Source organism: Pseudoalteromonas sp. Z1A2 (genome assembly GCF_011378755.1).
GTDB classification, from domain to species: Bacteria; Pseudomonadota; Gammaproteobacteria; order Enterobacterales; family Alteromonadaceae; genus Pseudoalteromonas; species Pseudoalteromonas distincta.
This window is the reverse complement of the sequence record NZ_WTKX01000003.1, coordinates 196,830-221,549: the sequence shown is the minus strand read 5'-3', so window position 1 is coordinate 221,549 and position 24,720 is coordinate 196,830. Positions and strand designations below refer to the sequence as shown.

Here is a 24,720-nt window from a genome sequence, read left to right as displayed (position 1 = left end):
TGGATATAATATTAATTCGCTGTTTAAAAAACTTACATAGTTTTACATCTTTTAAAGTTACTAATTAAAGTTGATGCATTGCCAAGCGTGACATTAAAAGGACACGTTGACAGTCTAAGTCCAGCAAGTGGTGTAAGTTACTCCACTATTGATGCGCATAATGCGACAGGCAACTTTACTAAAATAGCGCAGCGCCTACCGGTAAAGATTAGTTTAGATGCCAAGCAGCCTTTACTTAGTCAACTACGTGTTGGAATGTCGGTTGTACCTACTATTGATGTTGTTAAGTAACTACTCATTTTTATTTAAACGATCTACGAGCAAATTGTAGGTCGTTTAAATATCGCTTGCTGTACACATTTATTTTAAAGCTAAGATATTTTTAAGTAGATAGCACACTTTTATACCGACTCCTGTTACAATTGCCATTATTAAAAAATCAACTATTGACGCTTTATTATCAGCTGTTTGCAACGTGAAAATCAGCGAGAATAGTAGTTAATTACGATCAACATAACGGGTTTACTCGCAGACGCTTATTAAAATGCATTCAACCCCGCATATAAACTAAAAGAATTTATCAATGGCAGACCAGACTATTATCAATGAAATCAGCAAGCGAAGGACCTTTGCTATCATCTCTCACCCGGATGCTGGTAAAACAACGATTACCGAAAAAGTATTGTTATTCGGACAAGCTATTCAAAGAGCTGGTACTGTAAAAGGTCGCGGCTCTAACCAGCATGCTAAATCTGACTGGATGGAAATGGAAAAAGAGCGTGGTATATCAGTTACTACGTCTGTAATGCAATTTCCATATAACGACGCACTTGTTAATTTACTTGATACGCCAGGACACGAAGATTTCTCTGAAGATACGTACCGTACATTAACAGCAGTAGATTCGTGCTTAATGGTTATTGATGCGGCTAAAGGTGTAGAAGACCGTACCCGTAAGCTAATGGAAGTTACACGCCTGCGTACCACACCTATTGTTACATTTATGAACAAATGTGACCGTGATATTCGTGACCCAATGGAAGTGCTGGACGAAGTTGAAACAGAGCTAAATATTGCCTGTGCACCCATTACTTGGCCAATTGGTTGTGGTAAAGAGTTCAAAGGTGTTTATCACATTCATAATGATGAAGCTGTTTTATATAAAACGGGCCAAGGTCATAAAATTCAAGATGTTCGCACAATTAAAGGCCTTGATAATCCAGAGTTAGATATAGCCATTGGTGAAGACTTAGCTGCGCAGTTACGTGATGAGCTTGAGCTTGTTATTGGTGCATCAAACGAATTTGATTTAGATCTGTTTTTAGCCGGTGAGCTTTCGCCAGTTTATTACGGTACCGCACTTGGTAACTTTGGTGTTGATCACGTGTTAGATGGTTTAACTAAGTGGGCGCCAACGCCATTACCACGTGAAACCGAAGACAGACTAATTGTTGCAACTGAAGAAAACTTTACCGGGTTTGTATTTAAAATTCAGGCCAACATGGACCCTAAACACCGTGACCGTATTGCATTTATGCGTATTGTATCGGGTAAGTACAGCCAAGGCATGAAAATGAATCACGTGCGAATTGGCAAGCAAGTGAGCATTTCTGATGCGGTAACCTTTATGGCGGGCGATCGTGAACGTGCCGCAGATGCTTTCGCTGGCGACATTATTGGCTTGCATAACCACGGTACAATTCAAATTGGTGATACGTTCACGCAAGGCGAAAAACTTAAATTTAGTGGTATTCCTAACTTCGCCCCTGAACTATTTCGTCGTATTCGCCTTCGCGATCCGCTTAAGCAAAAGCAATTGCTAAAAGGTTTAGTACAGCTTTCTGAAGAAGGGGCTGTACAGGTATTTAGACCACTTATTAATAACGACTTAATAGTAGGCGCGGTAGGCGTACTTCAGTTTGATGTGGTTGTAGCGCGTTTAAAAGCAGAATATAACGTTGATGCTATTTATGAAGGCGTAAACGTGAATACGGCACGCTGGGTAAGCAGTGATGACGTTAAAAAGTTTGAAGAATTTAAACGTAAATGCGAAAGCAATTTAGCTCTCGATGGCGGTGATAACTTAACTTACATTGCACCGAGCCGTGTAAACCTTAACTTATCGGTAGAGCGTTACCCAGAAGTAACGTTTAGCCATACACGCGAAAACTAGAGCTCATTTACAAGAATTAAAAGAAAACCTGCTTTGGCGGGTTTATAAAGGTAAAAAAATATGAATATTCGTACTATTTTAATTGAAAAAGCCATTGCAGCTATGGTCGGTGCAGGCTTACCTGAAGACACAAACCCGGCAGTAACGCAAAGCACGCGTCCACAATTTGGTGATTACCAAATTAATGCAGCCATGGGCGCAGCTAAAAAAATGAAAAGCAACCCGCGTGAGCTTGCACAAAAAATTATTGATAACCTTGATGTAAGCGATATTGCACAAAAGACTGAAATTGCGGGTCCAGGTTTTATTAATATTCATTTAAAGCCTGAGTTTTTAGCGCAAAGCGTGAAAGCGGCTAACAATGATGCAAAACTAGCTGTAAACGAACATGCTAAGCCACAAAAAGTAGTTGTTGATTATTCATCACCAAACCTAGCTAAAGAAATGCACGTAGGTCATTTACGTTCAACTATTATTGGTGACTCAATTGTACGTGCGCTTGAATTTAGAGGCGATACGGTTGTGCGTCAAAATCACATGGGTGATTGGGGCACGCAATTTGGTATGTTAATCGCGCATTTAGAAGATCAAATTAGTCAAGGCGTTGACTTAGATACTGTTGCGCTTGCTGATTTAGAAACTTTTTACCGCGATGCTAAAAAACGCTTTGACGACGAGGAAGGCTTTGCAGATAAAGCACGTGACTACGTTGTTAAATTACAAGGCGGCGATGCGCATTGTGAAAAACTTTGGAAACTATTTATAGCCACCTCAGTTAAACACTCTGAAGAAGTATACAAGCGTTTAAATGTAACGCTTACCCAAGCCGATATTATGGCTGAAAGCGCATACAACGCAGAGCTTAACGATATTATTAGCCTACTTAAAGATAAAAACATTGCCGTAGAGTCGCAAGGCGCGCAAGTGGTGTTTTTAGATGAGCTAGCTAATAAAGATGGCGAGCCATCAGCGTTTATCGTACAAAAATCTGGCGGTGGTTTTTTATATGCAACAACAGACTTAGCGGCATGTGACTACCGTTCAAATAAATTAGGTGCTGATCGCATCTTAATTTTTGTAGATGCACGTCAAAATCTACACTTTAACCAAGTAGAGCTAACAGCGCGTAAAGCTGGTTTATTAAGAGACGAAACAAGTTACGAGTTTTGCCCGTTTGGCACCATGATGGGCGCCGATAATAAACCATTTAAAACACGTACTGGCGGCACAGTAAAACTTGCTGATTTATTAGAAGAATCAATTAACCGCGCAGCAGCAAAATTAGCTGAACGTGAGTCTGATTTAAGTGATAGCGATCGCAGCGAAATTGCCCGTAAAGTAGGTATTGGTGCAGTTAAATACGCCGACCTTTCTAAGCACCGTACCAGTGATTACATTTTTAACTGGGACAGCATGCTAAGTTTTGAAGGCGCAACTGCTCCTTACTTACAATATGCTTATACACGCGTACGCAGTATTTTCCGCAAATCAGGCGTTGATGCTGCTACATTAAATTCAGACGTTGCAATTGTCGAGCCTCAAGAAAAAGCACTTGCACTTAAGCTACTACAGCTCGAAGAAGTACTTGATTTAATGATCAGCGAAGCAACACCGCACGTACTATGTGGTTACTTATACGAGCTTGCAAGCTTATACATGACATTTTACGAAGCCTGCCCAGTACTTAAAGAAGGCGTAGAGCCAAGCGTGCGCGATAGCCGTTTAGTGTTGTGTAATTTGGTTTCTAAAACTCTTGAAACGGGATTGGATTTGCTAGGCATTGAAGTTATGGAGCAAATGTAATCACCGTCGTATTTTAACCTAATACTGCGTTATCCAATCCGACTTACCCTAATCACATACAAACCGTATGTCCATAGGGATAAGTCGGGTTGAATGCCTTGTCTTAGGCTAAACTACTTAGGTGAACCGTCTGCTGCGTGTAGTTCGCTTTGACTGCGTTGTCGTGCTTTTTTAGCCTAAGTCACATACTAAATGTATGCTCCTTGGCATAAAAAGCACTCCGCCTTGTCAGCACTTCTACACTTGCAGATATCTGAGCTGTGTAGTTTGCGTTGTAGGTTGGGTTGAGTGAAACGAAACCCAACGATACACCTGAGACTCTATGTTTACTGCTATGGAATACACCCGAGACTCGGTGTTATTGCTATCGCATATACCTGAATCTTAATATTTTTTATTACTCAATATCTATTGTTTTAAGCTCGCTACTCTAAGCTCTTTTCTAAGTCTTTATTTAAAGGATTTGTTATGAAACTCGAAGATATCCGCCGTGAATACCTGCAAGACGCGTTAAGCGAAGATAACTTGCAAGATGACCCATTCAAGCAGTTTGAAACATGGCTTGAGCATGCTGTAGCAAGCCAATTACCCGATCCAACAGCGATGGTTGTAGCAACTGTTGATGAAACCGGTCAGCCTTCACAGCGTATTGTGCTTTTAAAGCACCTGGATGATAACGGCTTTGTATTTTTTACCAATACAGGTTCGCGTAAAGCGCAGGAGCTTAAAGGCAATAACAAAATTTCCTTGCACTTTCCGTGGCACCACATGGAACGCCAAGTTATTGTATACGGTGAGGCTAAACCATTACCTACCTCTGCTGTGGCAAAGTACTTTTTATCTCGTCCTAAAGAAAGCCAATTAGCAGCGTGGGCATCAGCGCAAAGCCGTCCGGTGTCATCACGTAAAGTACTAATGGAAACCTTTGCTAATATGAAAAATAAGTTTGCTAAAGGTGCAATTCCATTACCTGATTTTTGGGGCGGTTATTGTGTAGTGCCCACTAAAATTGAGTTTTGGCAAGGTGGGGCGCATCGTTTACATGATCGTTTTATGTATCAGCGCCAAGCAGATAATAGCTGGCAAATTACACGCTTAAATCCTTAATAAATAGATGAGTAAGTAACCGTGCAATTTATTGACTCTCATTGCCACCTCGATTTTAGTGAGTTTGATTCAAGTCGTGAATCGCTCATAACCGAGTGTGTCGCAAAGGGAGTTAATCAGTTTGTTGTACCGGGTATTACGCTTGCTCAATCGCATACTCTTATAGAGCTCAAAGCAACCTATCCAAGTATAAAAATAGCGGCAGGGCTACATCCTTACTTCTTAGATCAACATAGAGAATTGCATATAGAAGCGTTATTTGACTTTGCAACTACAAATAAGCATCAGCTGGTGGCCATTGGTGAGTGTGGGCTTGATAGAAGCATTGAAAACCTCTCTAAACAAACTTATTTATTTGAACAGCAAATAGGGCTTTCTAATGAGCTAAGCTTACCGCTCATTGTACATCACAGGCAAAGCCATGATTTAATTGCGCAAGCGTTTAAACGTTGTAAGCCAAAAAATGGGGGAGTGATTCATGCATTTTCAGGTTCAATCCAACAAGCGAAGTACTATATCAAACAGGGCTTTAAGCTTGGCGTAGGCGGTGTTATTACCTATCAACGTGCAGCTAAAACCCGTGCTGTTATTACCGCTATTGAGCCCGAGCACTTAGTGCTTGAAACAGATTCACCTTCAATGCCGTTAAGTGGCTACCAAGGGGAGGTTAACACGCCATTGCATATACCTGATGTGTTTGACGCACTATGTGATTTAAAGCCACACAGCGAAAAAGAGACGCTTGCAAAGCAACTTTATGATTCTTGTTCAGATGTTTTTTGCATATAACGATTTACCTGCCAGCGCTTTAATCCGCGGCCTAACTGCCACGTAAATATACAAGCAATCACTAGCATTAATAAAACCTGCCTGCCTAAGTCATGAAAATGATTATGGCTGTCGGATATTGCAGCGCGAGTTAAATAAGTAATAGATACAAAACCTATAGGGCGGTCATCATCGCTTATAACAGGTTCCATAAAAGGTGTTTTTAACTTACTTATTCCGGGGGTAGAATCAGAAAGTTGACCATAAACATGGTGCGACTGCCAATTGTCGCTACTGGCTAATAAAATACCCTGTTGATCGTAAATAGTGGCCGAAAGCACGAACTCATCTTTACTTATATCGTTACAAATTGCATTGAGCTGGGGTTTGTTTTTTTCGATTAAAGGTGTTTTAACATTTAAAGCCATAAACTGAGTGAGGCTTTTGGCGGTGCTGTCGGCGCTATCGTAAAGTAACTGGTGACTCTGAAAACTACTATTAACACCCACCCAGCTTAGTAATACAAAACAGCCAGCCGCAAGAATTAAGCGAACGAGCCGCTTTCTTTGGGATACGCTTATAGGGTTTTTAATATGGTTATTTTTCATAGTCACCGTTTATGCTACTGACAGCATTTTGATTTGATGTTACAACTACACTAACTATAACCTTAAACCCCACCTGATGGCGAATTTAGTGTTGAGAATAGCAGTTTTGAGATGCCAACTATCAGGAAAATAAAAATAAACACGGAGATCCCATGTCGCAAATCAACATGGCACAGCAAGCTGCTGAGCAACCATTACAACACTTAACTCTAAATAAATGGTTTAGCTATAGTGGTGGTGTATCTACACCTCTCGATTATATTCCAAACAAAGCATTAGGGTTATTTAGCATCGCATTTACAGGTGATTTTGCAGAAAAACACATTGCCAGTATTGTTGACTTTTTAGCGACACATAACCAAAAAGTCACCGCTATATGCCAATACCAACCTGATTTAGGGCTTGCACCAGCACTGTGTTTTTACGCGCAAAATGCAGATAAAACTATAAACCCGTTAGTACTACAAGAATTTTCATACACGCTTGATTGTCAATTAGTGCAAGTTGCTACGCCGCCTAATTTATATGAGCCTGGTTTATTGGTTATGGATATGGATTCAACTGCAATAACTATTGAGTGCATAGACGAAATAGCACGCCTTGCGAACGTATACGATGAAGTTGCTTCTGTAACTGCACTTGCAATGGCGGGTAAACTTGATTTTAGTGAGAGTTTATATCAGCGTGTAGCTAAGCTTGAAGGTATTGAAAAAAGCTTAATTGAAGAACTGAAAAGTTCATTACCATTGATGCCTGGTATTAAAATACTGTGCCAAATTTTAAAGCAACATAACTGGTATTTGGCGATTGCCTCAGGTGGTTTTGTGCCTTTTGCAGAGCGTGTACAAGAGCTGATTAATTTAGATGAAGTGCACGCTAATGTGCTCGAATTTAAAGACGACAAGCTAACAGGTAAAGTACTGGGCACGATTGTCGATGCGCAGCAAAAAGCGGTCGTATTAGAGGTGCTTCAGCAAAAGCTAGGGCTTAAAAAAGCACAAACTGTAGCTATTGGGGATGGCGCAAATGATTTAGTGATGATGGCAAAAGCTGGCCTAGGTGTGGCCGTACATGGTAAGCCTAAAGTGGTTGAGCAAGCACAAGCGGCTATTTGTGAAGGGTCATTATTGCAATTGTTGTATATGTTGGCTATTCCGTTAGAAAAACAACCAACACTTTAAAATAAATTAAGTTAAACCGCTTAACGTAAGCGGTTTAACCAAATAAGCTTACGGCGGCTCATTTGTGCTACTTGCTCTTTTTTTAGTTCTAAATGGCTTAGCGCTTCTTCAGTTATATCTACTACATCACCCACACCAGCTACGGCCCATAAGGCTTCTTCTAAATCTTTAGCTTTGTGCATTGCGTACTGACTTACGTATTTTAGCTCATTAGAAAGATAATCAGTATCGGGGCGACCTGTGCGCGATATATACAAACGCATTACGAATATAAGTTGCGATGTAATACCTTTACTAATTTGTTTATAAAAGCTTGAGTAGTCTTCACCTAAAGCGCATTGGCTAACAATAGCCTCTTCAATACTGCCTTTTCGAGGATCGAAGTTAATAGCAAGTGTAAAAGCAAGCGGTGCATCTTGGCGGCTGCGATCTTTAATATTTGGTGTTATTACATTAATAATTTGCTCTTCGGTCAGAATGCTCGAAAAGTCAGTTTTGTTACTTAATAAACCAAAGTTTTGCAAAATCACGTGCATAGGGCTGGCGTATAACCCATATCCAATTGCGCCGGTTTTAAAGTGTGCAGCTTCTTTGTGTAAATATAGCGGAAATTGGCAAACGCTTTTTGTAACCATATTTCTAAGTGCGGTAGATAAGCCTTCTACTTTAGGTGCTTCTTCAGATACTTTAAGTTTGTCTTTATTACCTTCTATTAGCTGAGTGAAAAAGGTCACGCCAGCATGGGGTAAATCAGCAATACGATTTGCTTTTAGGTTAATAGTAGTAAATGACTTACTGATGGCCATTACTTCGTACTTTAGTTCACTAAGCTTATGCTTTTTAGTTATTTTTTGAAGTTCAGGGAATGCTAAAAGTACTATATCGCCTTTTTTAAATGTGGCAGGTTGTTCGCACTCTAACTGCAAACCCATTACCGAAAAGTCACGTGTATAGCCGTTAAATACCTCATCATTAATAGTGACACTAACTGGTGTTTTATAAAGGTAGCGCTTATGCGAGCGTAAATTTACGTATTCAAGTGGCACAATATCTAAGTAGGGTGGTGTTTTGTGTTTTGCGTGGCCAAAGTGCTTGAGCTGATTTACTAATGCTTTATCAAAAGTAAGTTGTTTATAATTTGCTTGTTCAGCTTTATTGCCAATATTTGTAAGTACAACAATATACTTAACATCTTTTATAAGGCCTTTTACACGAGGTGAAGGCGGCTTATTTAATTTTTCTATATTTTCACCGGCACTATTAGGTAGTGAAAGCGGTATAAAAGAATCATCTGGATGACTTGGCATTACTTGTATTTTAAAGCACTGCCAGCTCTCTTTTTGGCTACCAAAACCTAAAAATAGATCACGTAATTTAGGGTTGTTATTTAACTCTGTACGCGTCGCTGAGTAGTAATAAATTTTACCTGATGATATATGTGTAAATGTATAGAGGTAATCTTCTTTTACTGCGGTAATTTGAGTTAGTAATTGTGTAATACGCTGATGATTAAGTATATTGTACAAACACGGTATTTTTCTTTCATCGGTAAAGTAGCGCTGAATAAAAATATTATTTTCAGTGGTAAGGCTAAGGCTTGGGTAATATTGCTCATCTTTTTTACTTAAAAACACATATAAAGACGTTACGCGAGGAATGTAGTACTGCTCATACCCCTTTGATACTACAGCATCGAGCGTATTATCTAGATTTACTTTATAACGACGCTTATTACCATGAATAAAACTTTCTAAAAAGTCATTAAAGGCATCGTTGTTTTCTATATAAGTGCGCTTTAAGCGGATGTGATTAAATTCACGAGAGATATTTTCTACTGCAACAACTTCGTATTGAATACCGTTTTTTAGGCCAAGTTCAAAGTCTTGCTCAAGGCCTACTAAGCGCATTGCGATGAGTTCGCCTTTTTTTATAGAGTAGCGCGTTGCAAGCTTAACTTTACAACCGCTTAAAGATATATCTGAGGTGCTAGCAGCAATGTTCTTTTTATCTTTGTAATCAATCGTTACTTTTATTGAGTAATTCATCCGTTCTTCACGGCGGCTCTCGTAAGAGGCAAACTTAATTACTTCAGTGTTTAAGTTATTTTCTAACTCTTGTAACTCTGATTTTTCGGCTGCTTGTTTTTGTAATACGCGGTGGTTATTTTCTGTATTCATTACGGCTTCGTAAACAGCTAAGGTGTATTCACCATGTTGTTTAAGCGCTTTTTCAAACACTTCAATGGCTGTGTCATCCATAAAGTGTTGCTTGCCGTTATGCTCATATGGTTTTACTTGGCCTGTCACTAATCCGCGAAGATCAACAAAACGTGCCACTGGCTGAGATAAACGCGACATTTCCATTTTCATTAAAAATTGCTCAGGTTTAGTTAACCCTGCGGTTTTTGATTTGAAAATTAGATCAAATTTAGCGTTGCCTAAATATGTTTTTAACTCATTCACGAGATCTTCGTGTTTGAGCATTATGTCATCAGCCATTTATAAAACCATCACCGTCTAATTGAAAAAGTAGGTATACTGTTAAGTCCATTTATTAGAAGTTCAATAAACGTTAAATCGCGCTACGTTATTAATATAGGTACAATTATTTGAGTTACTACTGTTTAGCTCTTGTTATGTATGTGTTATTTGCCATTTTATTGGCAAGTTACTTTAAACTATTACAAAGCAAAAAGTATGCCCTAAATTATAGCTAAAAAGAAACACCATGTGTATTTATTGATTGTGACGCTAGATTTTTAAGCAGGCAAGAGTTTGTTGCTAAGTAAATGCCTGAAATGGCAAAATAAGCGCCTAATAGTAAGAATTTTTTTAATTTAAAGAATAGTAGGTAAAGTGATCTATGGCTAAAGCGGCAAAAGTAGAATTTGTTTGTACCGAATGTGGCATGAACTATCAACGTTGGCAGGGTCAATGTCGCTGCGGTGCGTGGAACACATTAGCGGAATTTAAGCCTTCAGCAGGGCATAGTAAAAAAGCATCAATACGATCAAACGTTGGTGGTTATGCTGGTGGTGTTGGTGGTGGTTCTAAAAAAATCAATGATATTGCTACATCAGAGGCTGAAAAGCAGCTAACTGAAATCGGCGAGCTTGATCGCGTACTAAGCGGCGGGGTGACTACTGGCTCTGTTAATATAATTTCGGGCGATCCGGGGGCGGGTAAGACAACTTTGCTATCTGACTTAGTGGCGAGAATGTCACAACGGATGCCGTCACTTTACTGTACGGCAGAAGAATCTTTATCGCAGTTTAAAAACAGGGTAAATCGTTTAAAGTTAAACTATAACCCGGAAGAGCTTTATTTACTTTCAGAAACGAGCGTTGAAACCATCATCGAAGAGCTCGAGAAAAATAAAATTAAGTTTGCTGTTATTGACTCTATTCAAGCTGTTGTAACCGATACGGCAAATGGTAGCCCAGGCTCGCCTTCGCAAGTAAAAAGCGCCGCCCAAGCATTAACTCAGTACTGTAAGCAAAATGATGTAACTATGTTCATTATTGCTCACGTAAATAAAAATAACGAAATAGCAGGCCCTCAAACACTTGTACATATTGTTGATGCGCTTTTACACATAGATACCAACGATGGGCAAATACGAACCCTTAGGGCAAATAAAAACCGCTTTGGTGATATTGATACTGTTGGCATTTTTAAAATGTGTGAACGTGGGATGTTAAGCGTTGATAATCCAAGTGAAATATTTTTATCGGGTTCAACCACCGACTCACCTGGCTCTACTATTACCTGTATTCGTAAAGGGAATCGTAATTTATTGCTTGAGATTCAATGTTTAACTACCGAAACAGAAGCTGAATTTCCGCAGCGTGTTTGTGTTGGTTTAAATATGAATCGTATAAAAATGCTGACCGGTATATTACGTAAGCATACTAAAACTAAAATATTTCACGATACGTTTTTTAATATTGTGGGTGGTTTAAGAATTGATGAGACAGAAACCTGCATCGATTTAGCATTAGTAACCGCGTTACTTAGCAGTTTAAACGAATTTGTTGTACCTCGTACCACGTGTATTATGGGAGAACTTAGCTTAAACGGCGATGTACGCCCAATAGACAGTGGTGTACCGCGTGTTAAAGAGGCTGCACAACATGGTTTTACAGAAATATATATTCCATTTCGCAATTACCATAAATCGATGGAAGGGCTAGGCGCTAAAATTACCCCTGTAAAAACCGTACATGAGTTACTTAGTTTGATTAATTAACACTTATCGGTGATGTTCTTCAGTGTTACTCTTAAGTTGAGACACTTTATAGAAAGAATTAAATAAGGAAATGACATGAAAAAATTAGTTATAGTTGCAGCTCTTGTGGCCGCAGGCGTTGGTGGTGTTAGTTACGCAAACTACGTAGCAACTCAAGAAGTGCGTGCAGAAGTAGATAAGCAACTTGCTTTAGTAAGCGAGCAAACTGGCGCTACATTTAAATACGCTGGTTTATCGGCAAGTGTTATTTCAAAGAGTGTAGAAATAACAAACATGGAAGTAATAAGCCCTGAAGGTGACAATGTTGCTAATATTCAAAGCATTGAAATAACTGGTTACGAGCCGGATAAAATATCACCACATACATCATTTGATGTAAAAAGCTTTCAGTTTGATAAAAGCTTCGTATCAAAATTACCAGCTGATACAAACGAAATGTTAGCGTCGGCAAGTTACGACTTACATTCATCACTTGATTACGATGAAGAGTCTGGCAATAGTGATGTAGTAGTTAAGCTTGATGCAAAAGACATTGTTAGTTTTAATATGGATATGGGTTTAGCTAATTCAAAAGCGTTAATGGATGCTTCATTGGCTATTAGCAAGGCGCAGCAAGAAGCGGGTGATCAACCGCTGACGTATGAGCAAGAATTACAGCAGCAAACACTTGTTATGCAAGCAATGAGTAAATTAGAGCCGCGTAATGTTAGCTTTGCCTTAAATAACCAGGGTAAATTAAAAGATTTACTCTCAAGCGAGCTTGAAAAGCAAGGTATGACGCTTGAGCAAATGGAAATGACGCTAGAGCAACAGTTACAACAAGCTCCTGTAACTGAAGATATTGCAGAGGCTTTAACCAGCTTTGCGAAAGGTTTAAATTCATTCAGTGTGTCTGCAAAGCTACCTGAAGGTAAAACTATGATGGAAATTAACCAACAAGTTATGATGCTAGTAGGGCAACCTGAAGAGCTAGTTAAGTTTATTAACTTAGAAGTTAAAGGTGATTAGGCCTTAGTTCTGTATTAATAAAGGCGCCAATTGGCGCCTTTATTGTAATCTTATTAGCTAAAGCAATTTGCTTTTATAAGATCAGTGATTATTTGTTGTGATGGTTTTATTTTTTCCATCGCTAAAAATTCATCAGGCTGGTGTGCCTGGTTAATTGAGCCTGGGCCCATTACAATCGTTTCACAACCGAGTTGCTGGATAAACGGCGCTTCAGTGCAGTAATTTACTGCGACCGCTTTTTGCCCCGCTATTTTTTCAGCCATTTTTACTAAAGCACTGTCGGTGCTCCCACTAAATGCCGGTATTGGTTCATGTAGATCAATAACGCTCACCGCATTTGGGTATTGCTGATTTATCTCTTTCGTTGCATCGAGTACGAATGCTTGTAGTTCTTGTACACTTAAACCTGGTAATGGGCGCATATCTATATGCATTTCACAGCAACCACAAATTCTATTCGCGTTATCGCCGCCATGAATATTACCTAAGTTTAATGTTGGATAAGGGATTTCGAAGTGGTATATTGAATACTTATGCTTTAATTGTTCTTTTAAGATCATCAATTTTGTAATCACTTTATGCATTACTTCAATGGCGTTAAGACCACGTTCGGGATCGGAGCTATGCCCAGAGCGACCAACCACTCTTATTGCTGTACTCATATGGCCTTTGTGCATAAATACTGGCGTCATATCAGTAGGTTCGCCTATTATACAACGCGCAGGTTTTAAATTCGGGTGCTTACATATTTGTTGTGCACCAGCCATCGTTGTTTCTTCGTCGGCGGTGGCAAGGATTAAAATAGGCTGAGTTTGCTGCTTTTCATCAAGTTCACTAATCGCTTGTAATACAAAAGCAAAAAAGCCTTTCATATCAATACTTCCTAGCCCATACAATTTGTTATCGAGTTCGGTAAGTTTAAATGGATTATGATTCCAACGACTGTCATCAAAAGGCACTGTGTCGGTATGACCAGCTAGCATTAATCCGCCATCACCTTCTCCGCGTTTTGCTAATAAATTATAGCGCCCTTTACCTCCTTCTAATTCTATAATTTCACACGTAAAACCGATTGTTTCGCACCAACTGGCTAGGAGTTCAATTACGTTTTTATTGCTCATACACAGGTTGTCTTCAATAGCACTAATAGAAGGGGCTGCAATCAATTGTTGGTACATGGAAATAAACGAAGGCAAAGGCATAAAAAAATCCAAAATTATTATTCAATTTAATTGCATAACAATATAAAAGTATTTATGATGAATATCAATTCACTTTTTAAGCATAAATATATTAAAAGTAACGCCATGAAAATAATGCGACGATAATCAAAATTCATTAATAAAAAAGACTTAATTAGCGTCTAAGCTAGTTTAAGCGAACATTATAGATAAGTAGTAATTAATTTTAAGATAACGAGTAACAAATGAATGTAGTGATTATTGGCGCAAGCGGATACAGCGGCGCAGAGTTAGCAAGTTTAGTTGCTAAGCATCCAAACTTAACTTTAACAGGCTGTTATGTATCTGAGGGTAGCTTAGATAAAAATAAATTGCTAAGTGATTTATACCCAGAGCACCTTGGCTTACTAGACTGCCCTTTACTTCCTCTTAGCGTATCAGCTTTTGATGACATTCAAAGTGATGCTGATTACGTATGCTTATGTACCGATCACAAAGTAAGTGTTGATTTAGCGCCGCAATTTTTAGCTATGGGTAAAAAGGTATTTGATTTATCTGGTGGCTATCGTTTAGCAAGCAATGACGACTACGTTACTTACTATGGTTTTGAGCATCAACATCCAGAGCTTTTAAATGAAGCGGCTTACGGTCTAGCTGAGTGGAACCATGATGCTATCGCTAATGCAAAGCTAATTGCTGTTGCAGGCTGTTACCCAACAGCAGCGCTTAATGCGCTAAAACCGCTTAAGCAAGCAGGCTTATTGAGCAGCGAAAGTATTATTATTAATGCGGTTTCGGGCGTTACGGGTGCCGGGCGTAAAGCTAGTGTAGGAACGCATTTTTGTGAAGTGTCGCTTGCACCTTATGGTTTGTTTAACCATCGCCACGGCCCTGAAATTGAACAACACCTTGGCCACAAAGTGTTGTTTACACCGCACTTAGGTAATTTTCCGCGCGGTATTTTAGAAACTATTTATGTACAGCTTAAGCCAGGCGTTACCAAGGAAAACGTTGCATCGGCTTATCAAGTACTTTCGAGCGAGCCATTAATTCGTTTATTAGGCGATAAAGTACCTTCAATTAAAGGTGTAGCTAAGCAGCCATTTGTTGATATTGGCTGGCAGCAACAAGGAACGCAGTTAATTGTGATGTCTGCTATTGATAACTTATTAAAAGGCGCTGCTGGACAAGCTTTGCAGTGTATTAATATTTCTATGAATTTAGATCATACCACTGGTTTAAAAGGAGCGTTTTAAATGAGTAAAAAAACGTGGGTAATTAAACTAGGTGGTGCAGTACTTAATACAGAAAATGCAGCAAAAGCGTTGTTTGATGTATTAAATGAGCAAACAAATGATGAGTTTGTGATTGTACATGGCGGTGGCGCTTTAGTTGATACATGGTTAAAACAAGCGGGTTTTGCCAGTGCTAAACACCAAGGATTACGTATTAGCCCAGCAGAGCAAATGCCTTATATAGTGGGTGCGCTTGCAGGTTGCGCTAATAAACAATTAATGACTCAAGCTATTAGTGCTGGGCACAAGCCTGTGGGCTTAAGCCTTTTTGAGGCAGGTGTTACTGCCACTCAAAAGCTAAAAGCGCTTTGCTTGGTGGGTAAATGTAAAAGCAACGACGATTCTATTGTTAATGATTTACTTAAAATCGGTCGCCTACCCATTGTTAGCTCTATAGGCTTTGATGAGCAAGGGCTTTGGTACAACGTAAATGCAGATGAAGCAGCAGCGGCTATTGCTAGTAACTTAAATGCCGAGCTTATTTTTATGACGGATGTTGAAGCAGTGCTTGATGAAAATAAACAGCCGTTACATCAACTTGACACAAAACACATTGATACTTTAATTTCAAATGGAGTAATTGTGGGCGGGATGGAGGTCAAAGTTAAGACCAGCCTTCACGCTGCCCAACATTTACGACGCGGTGTGTATATTTCCAGCTGGCAAAAGCCAGAAAATTTAACTGCTCTGCTACAAGGCGAGCATGTCGGAACTAAGATTACACCATAGGTTTATTATGTTTGAGAATTTTTTAACGGGTTTAGAGTTAGACCAAGAAGGCGCACTTAATTTATTAAAGTTAGCGCAAGATATAAAAGCAAAACCAGAAAAATACAGCAATGTATTAGCGGGAAAATCAATCGTAACATTGTTTGAAAAACAAAGTTTACGTACTCGTTTATCGTTTGATATAGGTATTAACCGCCTTGGTGGCCATGCAGTTTATTTAGATCAGCAAAATGGCGCTATGGGTGCACGTGAATCAATTAAAGATTTCGCACTTAATATTTCTACTTGGGCCGATGGTATTGTTGCGCGCGTAAATCAGCACAGCACATTAACTACATTAGGTGAATACGCATCAGTACCGGTAGTAAATAGTTTGTGTGATTTATACCACCCATGCCAAGCGCTTGCTGATTTTTTAACGCTTCAAGAAGTTCACGGCGATGTGAGCGAGCTTAAAGTGGCTTACTTAGGTGAGGGCAACAATGTAACTCATTCATTAATGCTTTTAGCGGCAACGCTTGGCACTGATTTTGTTGCTGTAACGCCAAAAGGCAGCTCGCCTGATTCGCAAATCCTTAAAAAGGCAGAGCAAATAGCGGCAATGAATGGCGCATCAGTGATGGTAAGTGACCGTGTTGAAGCGGCTGTTGGTGCAAACGTTGTATATGCAGATACATGGGTATCAATGGGTGATACAACACCGCTTGAGCAAGTTAAAGAAAAATATATGCCTTATCAATTAAATCAGGCATTGCTAGATCAAACCGGTGCAACTACGGTATTACATTGCCAACCGGCACACCGTGAATTTGAAATTACCTCTGAGGTAATGGATGGTCCAGCATCGAAAATTATTCAACAAGCAGAGAATCGCATGCACGCGCAAAATGCTTTGCTAGTTACATTACTAAATCCAAATTTTGTTAAGGAACACCTATGAGTTCAATTAAAAAAGTCGTTTTAGCCTATTCAGGTGGTCTTGATACATCGGCTATCGTGCCATGGTTAAAAGAAAACTACGGTTGTGAAGTTGTTGCGTTTGTAGCGGATGTAGGTCAAGGCGCAGAAGAACTTGAAGGCGTAGAAGCTAAAGCAATCGCTTCAGGTGCTTCAGAATGTTACGTAGTTGATTTAAAAGATGAAATGGTAAGTGATTACATTTATCCAACACTTAAAACGGGCTCGATTTACGAAGGTACTTATTTACTAGGTACGTCTATGGCGCGTCCTATTATTGCTAAAGCACAAGTTGAAATTGCACGTAAAGTAGGTGCTGATGCACTTTCTCATGGTTGTACTGGTAAAGGTAATGACCAAGTTCGTTTTGAATCATGTTTTGCAGCCCTTGCTCCAGATTTAAAAGTAATTGCGCCATGGCGTGAGTGGGACTTATCGAGTCGTGAATCATTACTTGATTACTTAGCAGAGCGTGACATTCCGTGTTCAGCATCTGCTACAAAAATTTATAGCCGTGATGCTAACGCTTGGCATATTTCGCACGAAGGTGGTGAGCTTGAAGATCCATGGTGCCAACCAACTGAGCAAGTATGGACTTGGACTAACTCTCCAGAGCAAGCACCAGATAAGGCAGAACTAGTAACTTTAAAAGTTGTTGAAGGCGAAGTGGTTGCTGTAAATGGCGAAGAACTTAAACCATATGACTGTTTAGTTAAATTAAACGATATTGCATCGCCTCATGGCGTTGGACGTGTTGATATTGTAGAAAACCGTTTAGTAGGTATGAAGTCACGCGGTTGTTATGAAACACCAGGTGGCACAGTAATTATGGCTGCGCTTCAAGCCATTGACGAGCTAGTGCTTGATAAAGCAAGCCGTAAATGGAAAGAAGTACTAGGTGGTGAATTTTCACATTTAGTGTACGACGGACGTTGGTTTACACCACTTAAAGATTCTATTTTAGCTGGTGCAGAAGCACTTTCTAAAGTGGCAACAGGTGAAGTGGTACTTAAGCTATATAAAGGTCAAGTAACTGCGGTTCAAAAGCAATCACCAAATAGCTTATACAGCGAAGCATTTGCTACATTTGGCGAAGATGATGTGTATGACCAGTCACACGCTGAAGGCTTTATTCGTTTATTCTCGCTTTCAAGCAGAATTTCAGCATTGGCTAAAAAGTAAATTATTTATAGCCCCTTATAAAAGGGGCATTACAGGGTTTGGAGAGATTTCATGGCATTATGGGGCGGACGTTTTTCTACGGGTCCAGATGAGGCGTTTAAGCAATTTAACGACTCTCTTCCCTTTGACTACCAGTTAGCAGAGCAAGATATTATTGGCTCTGTGGCATGGGCTGGTGCACTTGAACAGGTAAATGTACTTTCAAGTGATGAGCATACAAAATTAGTTGCTGCATTAAATGAGCTACTTGAAGAAGTTAAAGCTGATCCACAATCAGTTGCTACTTCAGGTGCAGAAGACATTCATTCACATGTTGAAGCTGCTCTAATTGAAAAAGTAGGTGATTTAGCTAAAAAATTACATACAGGCCGAAGCCGTAATGACCAAGTTGCCACCGATTTTAGACTATGGTGCCGTGATACAGCCGATCATTTACTAGATGCCATTGCACAGCTAAAAGGCGAGTTTGTAGCGCTTGCAGAGCGAGAGCTTGGCACAATATTGCCAGGTTACACGCATTTACAGCGCGCACAACCAGTATTGTTTAGCCACTGGTGTATGGCGTATGTAGAAATGCTAGAGCGCGATGAAAGCCGCCTGCAAGATGCTAAAGCGCGCATGAATTTTTGCCCATTAGGCAGTGGTGCATTAGCAGGTACAGCTTATCCGATTGATCGCCAAGCATTAGCCCACGGATTAGGTTTTACAGCGGCTACAAAAAATAGCCTTGATGGCGTATCTGATCGTGACTTCGTGTTAGATCTTTTAAGTTGTGCGTCTATTTCGATGATTCACTTATCTCGTATGTCTGAAGATCTGATTTTTTATAATTCGGGTGAAGCCGGATTTATAGAGCTTGCTGATAACGTCACGTCAGGCTCATCGCTCATGCCTCAGAAAAAAAATCCTGATGCACTCGAGCTTATTCGCGGTAAAACCGGACGTGTATTTGGTGCATTTAGCGCTATGATGATGACATTAAAAGCGTTGCCACTTGCATACAATAAAGATATGCAAGAAGACAAAGAAGGCCTGTTTGACGCTATGCCAACATGGCTTGCATGTATTCATATGGCGCAAGCGTGTATTAAAGGCGTAAAAGTAAATGGTGATAAAACGTTAGCAGCGGCAAAAGGCGGCCACGCTAATGCCACTGAACTTGCTGATTACTTAGTTGCTAAAGGTGTGCCATTTAGAGAAGGGCATCACATTGTGGGTGTACTTGTACAGCTTGCGATTAGCGAAGGTAAAACGCTTGAGGAGCTATCACTTGAACAGTACAAATCAGTAAACACTGTATTTGAAGACGATGTTTACCCAGTACTTGAAATTGATGCGTGTATAAAAGCGCGTCAAGCGCTTGGTGGGACGTCTATTGAGCAAGTAACTAATGCTGTTAAAGAAGCCAAAAAAAAACAGCAAATAACGGTACGTGATGCAAATTTAGATGATGTAGAGGCAATAGCCACACTTATACAGCATTGGGCAACGGTAGGCGAAAACCTACCTCGTGCAAAAAGCGATATGGTGCACTCTATTAACGAGTTTGCAGTTACTGAAATAAATGGAAAAGTGTCGGGCTGTGCATCGTTATACATTTACGATACCGGCCTTGCTGAAATACGCTCATTGGGTATAGACCCAAAAAGTAAAGTGACGGGGCAGGGTAGACAGCTTGTAGAGCACCTACTTGCTAAAGCCAAAAAATTGGCACTTAACCGAGTTATTGTATTGACCCGTGTACCCGATTTTTTTGAACAACAACGTTTTACTTTTTGTAGCAAAGACTCTTTGCCTGAAAAAGTAATGAAAGATTGTGAACTTTGCCTTCGTAAAGAAAATTGTGACGAAGTAGCAATGGAATATATTTTGAAGCTAAGTACACCTGCGGAGATCCCGTGTAAATACGTAGCTTAAACTCCCTGGATATAAAAAACGTACGGTTATCCCTGTGCGTTTTTTTATATTTGCAGTAAACTGGTCGGAGTTGTTTGGTTTGATTATATTTTTTGAGTGAATTTTAATGTGTCAAAAAAAGTTGGCACATTGGTTGCTTTGTATAAGATAGATAGCAAAATAGCTATCACTGCTTAAAACAGGTAATGCATTTATCTACATAATAATGTGGTTAAAAGTTGCACCAAATATAATTAAAACTTTTACAAGGATCAATCACATGCAAGTTTCAGCTAATAGCCAATTACAAATGCAAGCATACAACAAAACACAACAATTAAAGCCTGCAATGGAACAAACTGCTAGCCCTAAAACCCTGCAATCTGATACAGTAAGCATCTCACAAGAAGCTATGGCTGCTGCGAGTACTGATTTACAGCGTGGTGGTGTGATACTTTATCCCCCAAATAAACCAAAATAATTAATGAAGGTAATGAATGTTTTTAACTGAGTTTTTTGGTTTCTTTTCGCTATCAGCTTTTGCCTCGTGGGGTTTTTTGATGGCATTTTTTTTTAATATTTTTGTTTTTTCATTAGATATAAAAAGAAATACAACCTTATTGCTCAGTTCTTTCATTATGATGTTTTCTTATTCTACATCAGACTATTTTTTCTCATGGTTATCAGTTGAAAGCTCACTTTATCTTGATTGGGCACTTTATGATTATGCTACTGTGGGTGCCTTATTATCAGTTTATTTACTATTAAAAAAAACAACTCCCTCATTTATGTATTTATTAATAGGCCTTATAGTTAATTCATTATTGAGTTTGTGTATGTACTTAGATATGTATGTTTACAATAACAGGGAACCTTGGTTCTTGTGGGATTTGTATACATTTTCAGTCAATATAATCGATCTTATAATGATTGTTATTTTGATTGTAGATAGAGACTTACTTGGTTTTCATAAATTAAAAAGCAAACTCCTTAATTACTTCAAGTCAAACGATACCCACAAAGTAACTTAGCTTAAATGTACGTTACTGAACCCCTAATGGTTTATGTACAAGCCTTCACTCAGTGGGGCTTTTTAATGGCCTTTCTGTATTGTTTGACCTCTACGATAAATAAAGAAAATAAGTCTCCTGTTTATTTATCTGCGCTTATGCTCTGCTCATATGTTTTTAGTGGTTATATAGACTTATTAGAAGGTTTATATTTAAACTCGATGCTCTACGATTTTGTTACAATTTTAGCTTTGTTAATTTTAGAGTACTTTAAAGTACTTCACCGCTCTATAGCTTTTCACTTCATCATCTTTGCGTTAATAATAAATGCTGTGCTTACCTTAATATTACATTACGATCTAAACATCTTGTATAACTATGAGCCTTGGTGGTATTGGAGTGTTTATTCTGTTGGTGTAAATATGTTCGATGTTTTAATGATTCTGTCACTAGTATTCAACAAAAATCTCAAAAATAATGGATAATATTCTAGTTAATCCAGCAATTTCTTTTTACATAGGTGCATTTGTACAGTGGGGCTTTTTAATGGCTTTTTTGTACTCATTAGTTATAAGTATTAACAAACCTAGAAAAGAAGCTGTATGGTTATCATTTGTTATGTCAATTTCTTACTCCTCAAGCTTGTTTATAGATATACAACACATATCGTATTTTCAGCTCTTTTTGTTTGATATAACAACTATTTTCGCCATTATTATTTTAAGGTTGTTCATTATTGAAAATCTTATATCGATCTACTTGTTGTTAGGGTTGATTATAAACTCATCATTATTTCTTGGTATGTATATAGATGTGTCAGTTTTTAATAATTACGAACCTTGGTGGTTTTGGTTTTTTTATTCAATTGTTATTAATTTAGCCGACTTTATGATGCTAGCTATATTTTTTATAAACAAAGATTTTTTAGCTTTAGCTGCAATTAAAATATGGTTCCACAATAGTATTATGAAAAGGAATAATAGTAGTGGCTGACATACTTTGGGCTCTGGTAGATTTAGGATATAACGTAGCAATACTATTTACATGGTTCTTCCTAATCGCATTTTTATATAACCTATCAGCGAGTATTAATAAAAATGATAAAAGTAGAACGCATCTTTCATTTATAATGATGGCCTCATATATATCTAGTCTTTTTATGGATCCACTTATTGAAAATCCTCACCTAAATTACTTCTATTATGATCTTGCTACTATTAGCGCCCTGATACTTTGGCGATTTATATATAAAAAATTAGTACCAATTGTTTTCTCCTATTTAATTGTAGGCCTTTTTATTAATGCATGTTTATTTTTAGGTATGCACTACGATATTGAAATTGCAGGTACTCTTTACTATTGGTGGTTTTGGACTGTTTATATTTTTGGAATGTATTTTGTCGACTTTACAATGGCATTGGTATTAATCATCAATAAGGATGTTTTAGGCTTAAACAAGCTTTTAAGGTGTGTTAGAAAGTTAAGTTTGGATCGCTGAGGCAGTATAGCTCAACTTAAAAGAAGAGTGATTTTGTGCCTTTTCTGATGTTGCCGTAATATGTAAAGCGGTATAATAATTTTTTATCTAGTGTTGGAGTAAGATGATTGAGCTACTTTTAAATACAAACATCTCTTTTTATATAGGTGCTTTTGTACAGTGGGGCTTTTTGATGGCTTTTCTATATTCTTTAGTAAGCTCTATAAATAACGCAGATAAAAGCATTGTTTGGCTATCTTTCATCATGGCACTTTCTTACTCTTCTAGTATTTTTATTGATATGGATTCGATAACTTACTTCGATTTTTTCTTATTCGATAGTATTACTCTATTTGTTATTATTTTATCTGGTTTTTTTATAAAAATTAGCGGTGTATACATTTATTTATTATTTGGTTTAGGTATAAACACCTTACTATTTTTTGCAATGTATATAGATAATGATGTTATGCACCATTATGAATTTTGGTGGTTCTGGTGGGTGTACATAGTAGGTATAAATTTTACAGATTTGACCATGGTTTTAGTTTTCTTTATAGGTAAAGATATTTTAAAACTTGCTTGGTTAGAAGGAAAGCTAAATAAAGTGTTTAATAAAAGGGCCTATTAGTAATGGATTTCAGTGCTAACAGGCCTTATTTATTATTAACTGGCACCACAGCCCAATTTAGTTTTTAGCGCTTTGACAATTACAGGGTCTACAAACTCGCTTACATCACCATTGTGACGTGCTACTTCTTTAACAAGCGTTGATGAAATAAATGAATTTCGCTCTGCGGGTGTTAAAAATACACTTTCTAAATCAGGATTCAGGCGGCGGTTCATGTTAGCTAATTGAAATTCATAGTCAAAATCAGATACAGCCCTAATACCACGAATAAGCACATTAGCATTGTGATCGCGCGCAAGGTCAGCCAATAAGCCAGAAAAACCAATGACCTTAACATTATCTAAGTGACTTAAAATAGAGTTTGCAAGTTCAACACGTTCTTCAAGGTTAAAACAGGGTTTCTTACTTGGGTTGTTCGCAACCGCAACTAATACGGTATCAAACATTTTAGCTGCACGTTGAATAAGATCTGTATGACCATTGGTTAGTGGATCAAAGGTGCCAGGGTAAATTGCAATAACTTTCATAATGTTCACTATTTATGATTTTAGCGCTAGTTTAACAGTGTTTATGCCACAAAGCAGCCTAGCTAATAAAGCATATAAACACTTACTTTCTTTGAACAGGTCAGTCCAAGGTTTGAGTGTTTTAATGATTCATATTTGTTTATACTGTTTACCTCTTTTGAGTGTAATGTAGCCTATAGATAATTTGAGTATTAGCATATGAATACCAAGGATAAAATAATACACACCAGTATTTTGTTGTTTAACGAAAATGGTGAGCGTGCAATAACGACAAATCATATTGCATCAAACTTAGGGATGAGCCCGGGTAATCTTTATTATCATTTTAAAAATAAAGAAGACATTATCCGTCATATTTTTGCGCTGTATCGCGATCATTTAAATACTCACTTTAAACCTATTAATAAAGATGATGATGCATTTAATCATTTAACGGCTTATTTAGATTCGTTATTTGAATTGATGTGGCGTTACCATTTTTTTTACGACAATCTTGGCGATATACTCGCCAGAGACACTGAGCTAAAACAAGCTTACATTGATTTTCAGTTAGAGTTATTAGAGCAAGTTCGTAAAATTATTCTAGGTCTTCGCGATAGTGAAATGATTACTATTGATGAGCAAGATGTCATTGATTTAGCCCATACACTAAAGTTAACTGTTAGCTTTTGGACGCCTTATATTAAGGCTCGTAGGCCAAGCGGTACCCTTGCTGAGCAAGATATATATCACGGTATTTTAAAAGTACTTACATTATTTAGAGCGTACAGTACCGATAAAAGTATTAATAAAATGAACCTATTACGCGAAAAATACACCGAATTAGCGCAACAAGCCCCAACTGTTGTTTAGCCGTTGCCCTTTGGTTGTTTCCTAGACGCTGGATTTTTTGCTATAATCGCGCGCCAAATGCCTGGGAGCGCGAATTCCCGCAGTCTA

Annotated in this window: 23 protein-coding genes; 19 read left to right on the top strand and 4 right to left on the bottom strand. The window is 38.4% G+C overall.

Translation table 11 applies throughout. The annotated features are described in order from the left end of the window. Positions 1-87 precede the first annotated feature (87 nt). From GQR47_RS03920 to GQR47_RS03900, 5 genes are all read left to right on the top strand, one after another. The gene (locus GQR47_RS03920) at positions 88-291 is read left to right on the top strand and encodes a multidrug transporter (protein ID WP_279167488.1); all 204 of its coding nucleotides are present in this window, start codon (positions 88-90) and stop codon (positions 289-291) included. A gap of 292 nt (positions 292-583) precedes the next feature. Then, positions 584-2,173 carry a peptide chain release factor 3 gene (prfC, locus tag GQR47_RS03915; protein ID WP_002958776.1) on the top strand — a complete coding sequence of 530 codons (1,590 nt, stop codon included), beginning with the start codon at positions 584-586 and terminating at the stop codon, positions 2,171-2,173. Between the two features lie 60 nt (positions 2,174-2,233). Next, a complete protein-coding gene (gene argS / locus GQR47_RS03910) occupies positions 2,234-3,976 on the top strand; it encodes an arginine--tRNA ligase (RefSeq protein ID WP_024596080.1) in 1,743 nt (580 codons plus the stop codon). Positions 3,977-4,444: 468 nt separating this feature from the next. Continuing rightward, complete coding sequence (gene pdxH, locus GQR47_RS03905) at positions 4,445-5,083, top strand: pyridoxamine 5'-phosphate oxidase (RefSeq protein ID WP_024596079.1); 639 nt, start codon at positions 4,445-4,447, stop codon at positions 5,081-5,083. 21 nt (positions 5,084-5,104) lie between these two features. After that, entirely contained in the window at positions 5,105-5,872 is a 768-nt protein-coding gene (locus tag GQR47_RS03900) for a TatD family hydrolase (RefSeq protein ID WP_165723573.1), read from the top strand. Here GQR47_RS03900 and GQR47_RS03895 read toward each other — a convergent pair. Beyond that, positions 5,839-6,459, bottom strand: coding sequence for an AhpA/YtjB family protein (locus GQR47_RS03895; protein ID WP_024596077.1), 621 nt, complete (start codon positions 6,457-6,459; stop codon positions 5,839-5,841). The genes GQR47_RS03900 and GQR47_RS03895 overlap by 34 nt on opposite strands. A 152-nt stretch (positions 6,460-6,611) precedes the next feature. On the opposite strand from GQR47_RS03895, the gene serB reads away from it, so the two are divergent. Next, a complete protein-coding gene (serB, locus tag GQR47_RS03890) occupies positions 6,612-7,640 on the top strand; it encodes a phosphoserine phosphatase SerB (RefSeq protein ID WP_024596076.1) in 1,029 nt (342 codons plus the stop codon). A gap of 20 nt (positions 7,641-7,660) precedes the next feature. Here serB and GQR47_RS03885 read toward each other — a convergent pair whose 3' ends face one another. Next, positions 7,661-10,138, bottom strand: a complete 2,478-nt coding sequence (locus GQR47_RS03885; protein WP_024596075.1) for a PilZ domain-containing protein — start codon at positions 10,136-10,138, stop codon at positions 7,661-7,663. A gap of 364 nt (positions 10,139-10,502) precedes the next feature. On the opposite strand from GQR47_RS03885, the gene radA reads away from it, so the two are divergent. Both radA and GQR47_RS03875 read left to right on the top strand, forming a co-directional pair. Then, complete coding sequence (radA, locus tag GQR47_RS03880; RefSeq protein WP_024596074.1) at positions 10,503-11,888, top strand: DNA repair protein RadA; 1,386 nt, start codon at positions 10,503-10,505, stop codon at positions 11,886-11,888. 75 nt (positions 11,889-11,963) lie between these two features. Beyond that, complete coding sequence (locus GQR47_RS03875) at positions 11,964-12,896, top strand: hypothetical protein (RefSeq protein WP_002958768.1); 933 nt, start codon at positions 11,964-11,966, stop codon at positions 12,894-12,896. Positions 12,897-12,949: 53 nt separating this feature from the next. On the opposite strand, the gene argE is transcribed toward GQR47_RS03875, so the two are convergent. Further along, positions 12,950-14,098 (bottom strand): acetylornithine deacetylase, encoded by a 1,149-nt coding sequence (gene argE, locus GQR47_RS03870; RefSeq protein ID WP_024596073.1) that lies wholly within the window; start codon positions 14,096-14,098, stop codon positions 12,950-12,952. A gap of 224 nt (positions 14,099-14,322) precedes the next feature. Between argE and argC the strand changes: the two genes are divergently transcribed. From argC to GQR47_RS03825, 10 genes are all read left to right on the top strand, one after another. Beyond that, positions 14,323-15,333 carry an N-acetyl-gamma-glutamyl-phosphate reductase gene (gene argC / locus GQR47_RS03865; protein WP_024596072.1) on the top strand — a complete coding sequence of 337 codons (1,011 nt, stop codon included), beginning with the start codon at positions 14,323-14,325 and terminating at the stop codon, positions 15,331-15,333. Next, on the top strand, positions 15,334-16,101 hold the full coding sequence (gene argB, locus GQR47_RS03860) for an acetylglutamate kinase (protein WP_154903483.1): 768 nt from the start codon (positions 15,334-15,336) through the stop codon (positions 16,099-16,101). A gap of 7 nt (positions 16,102-16,108) precedes the next feature. Then, a complete protein-coding gene (locus GQR47_RS03855; RefSeq protein ID WP_002958764.1) occupies positions 16,109-17,041 on the top strand; it encodes an ornithine carbamoyltransferase in 933 nt (310 codons plus the stop codon). Further along, on the top strand, positions 17,038-18,240 hold the full coding sequence (locus GQR47_RS03850) for an argininosuccinate synthase (RefSeq protein ID WP_154903484.1): 1,203 nt from the start codon (positions 17,038-17,040) through the stop codon (positions 18,238-18,240). The genes GQR47_RS03855 and GQR47_RS03850 overlap by 4 nt, the downstream gene beginning before the upstream one ends. Positions 18,241-18,291: 51 nt before the next feature. After that, positions 18,292-20,157, top strand: a complete 1,866-nt coding sequence (argH, locus tag GQR47_RS03845) for an argininosuccinate lyase (protein ID WP_024596071.1) — start codon at positions 18,292-18,294, stop codon at positions 20,155-20,157. Between the two features lie 259 nt (positions 20,158-20,416). Then, on the top strand, positions 20,417-20,617 hold the full coding sequence (locus GQR47_RS03840) for a hypothetical protein (RefSeq protein WP_024596070.1): 201 nt from the start codon (positions 20,417-20,419) through the stop codon (positions 20,615-20,617). A gap of 16 nt (positions 20,618-20,633) precedes the next feature. Next, positions 20,634-21,167, top strand: coding sequence for a hypothetical protein (locus GQR47_RS03835; protein ID WP_024596069.1), 534 nt, complete (start codon positions 20,634-20,636; stop codon positions 21,165-21,167). A 456-nt stretch (positions 21,168-21,623) separates the two neighbouring features. Next, positions 21,624-22,139: a hypothetical protein gene (locus tag GQR47_RS20435; protein ID WP_024596067.1), complete on the top strand. Its 516-nt coding sequence runs from the start codon at positions 21,624-21,626 to the stop codon at positions 22,137-22,139. Then, positions 22,132-22,644 carry a hypothetical protein gene (locus GQR47_RS03830; protein ID WP_024596066.1) on the top strand — a complete coding sequence of 171 codons (513 nt, stop codon included), beginning with the start codon at positions 22,132-22,134 and terminating at the stop codon, positions 22,642-22,644. Before GQR47_RS20435 ends, GQR47_RS03830 begins: the two co-directional genes overlap by 8 nt. A 103-nt stretch (positions 22,645-22,747) precedes the next feature. After that, complete coding sequence (locus GQR47_RS03825; RefSeq protein WP_154903485.1) at positions 22,748-23,254, top strand: hypothetical protein; 507 nt, start codon at positions 22,748-22,750, stop codon at positions 23,252-23,254. A 35-nt stretch (positions 23,255-23,289) separates the two neighbouring features. On the opposite strand, the gene coaD is transcribed toward GQR47_RS03825, so the two are convergent. Then, the gene (gene coaD / locus GQR47_RS03820; protein ID WP_024595945.1) at positions 23,290-23,781 is read right to left on the bottom strand and encodes a pantetheine-phosphate adenylyltransferase; all 492 of its coding nucleotides are present in this window, start codon (positions 23,779-23,781) and stop codon (positions 23,290-23,292) included. A 198-nt stretch (positions 23,782-23,979) separates the two neighbouring features. Here coaD and GQR47_RS03815 point away from each other — a divergent pair, with 198 nt between their 5' ends. Beyond that, positions 23,980-24,633 carry a TetR/AcrR family transcriptional regulator gene (locus GQR47_RS03815; protein WP_024595946.1) on the top strand — a complete coding sequence of 218 codons (654 nt, stop codon included), beginning with the start codon at positions 23,980-23,982 and terminating at the stop codon, positions 24,631-24,633. The last annotated feature ends 87 nt before the right edge of the window (positions 24,634-24,720 follow it).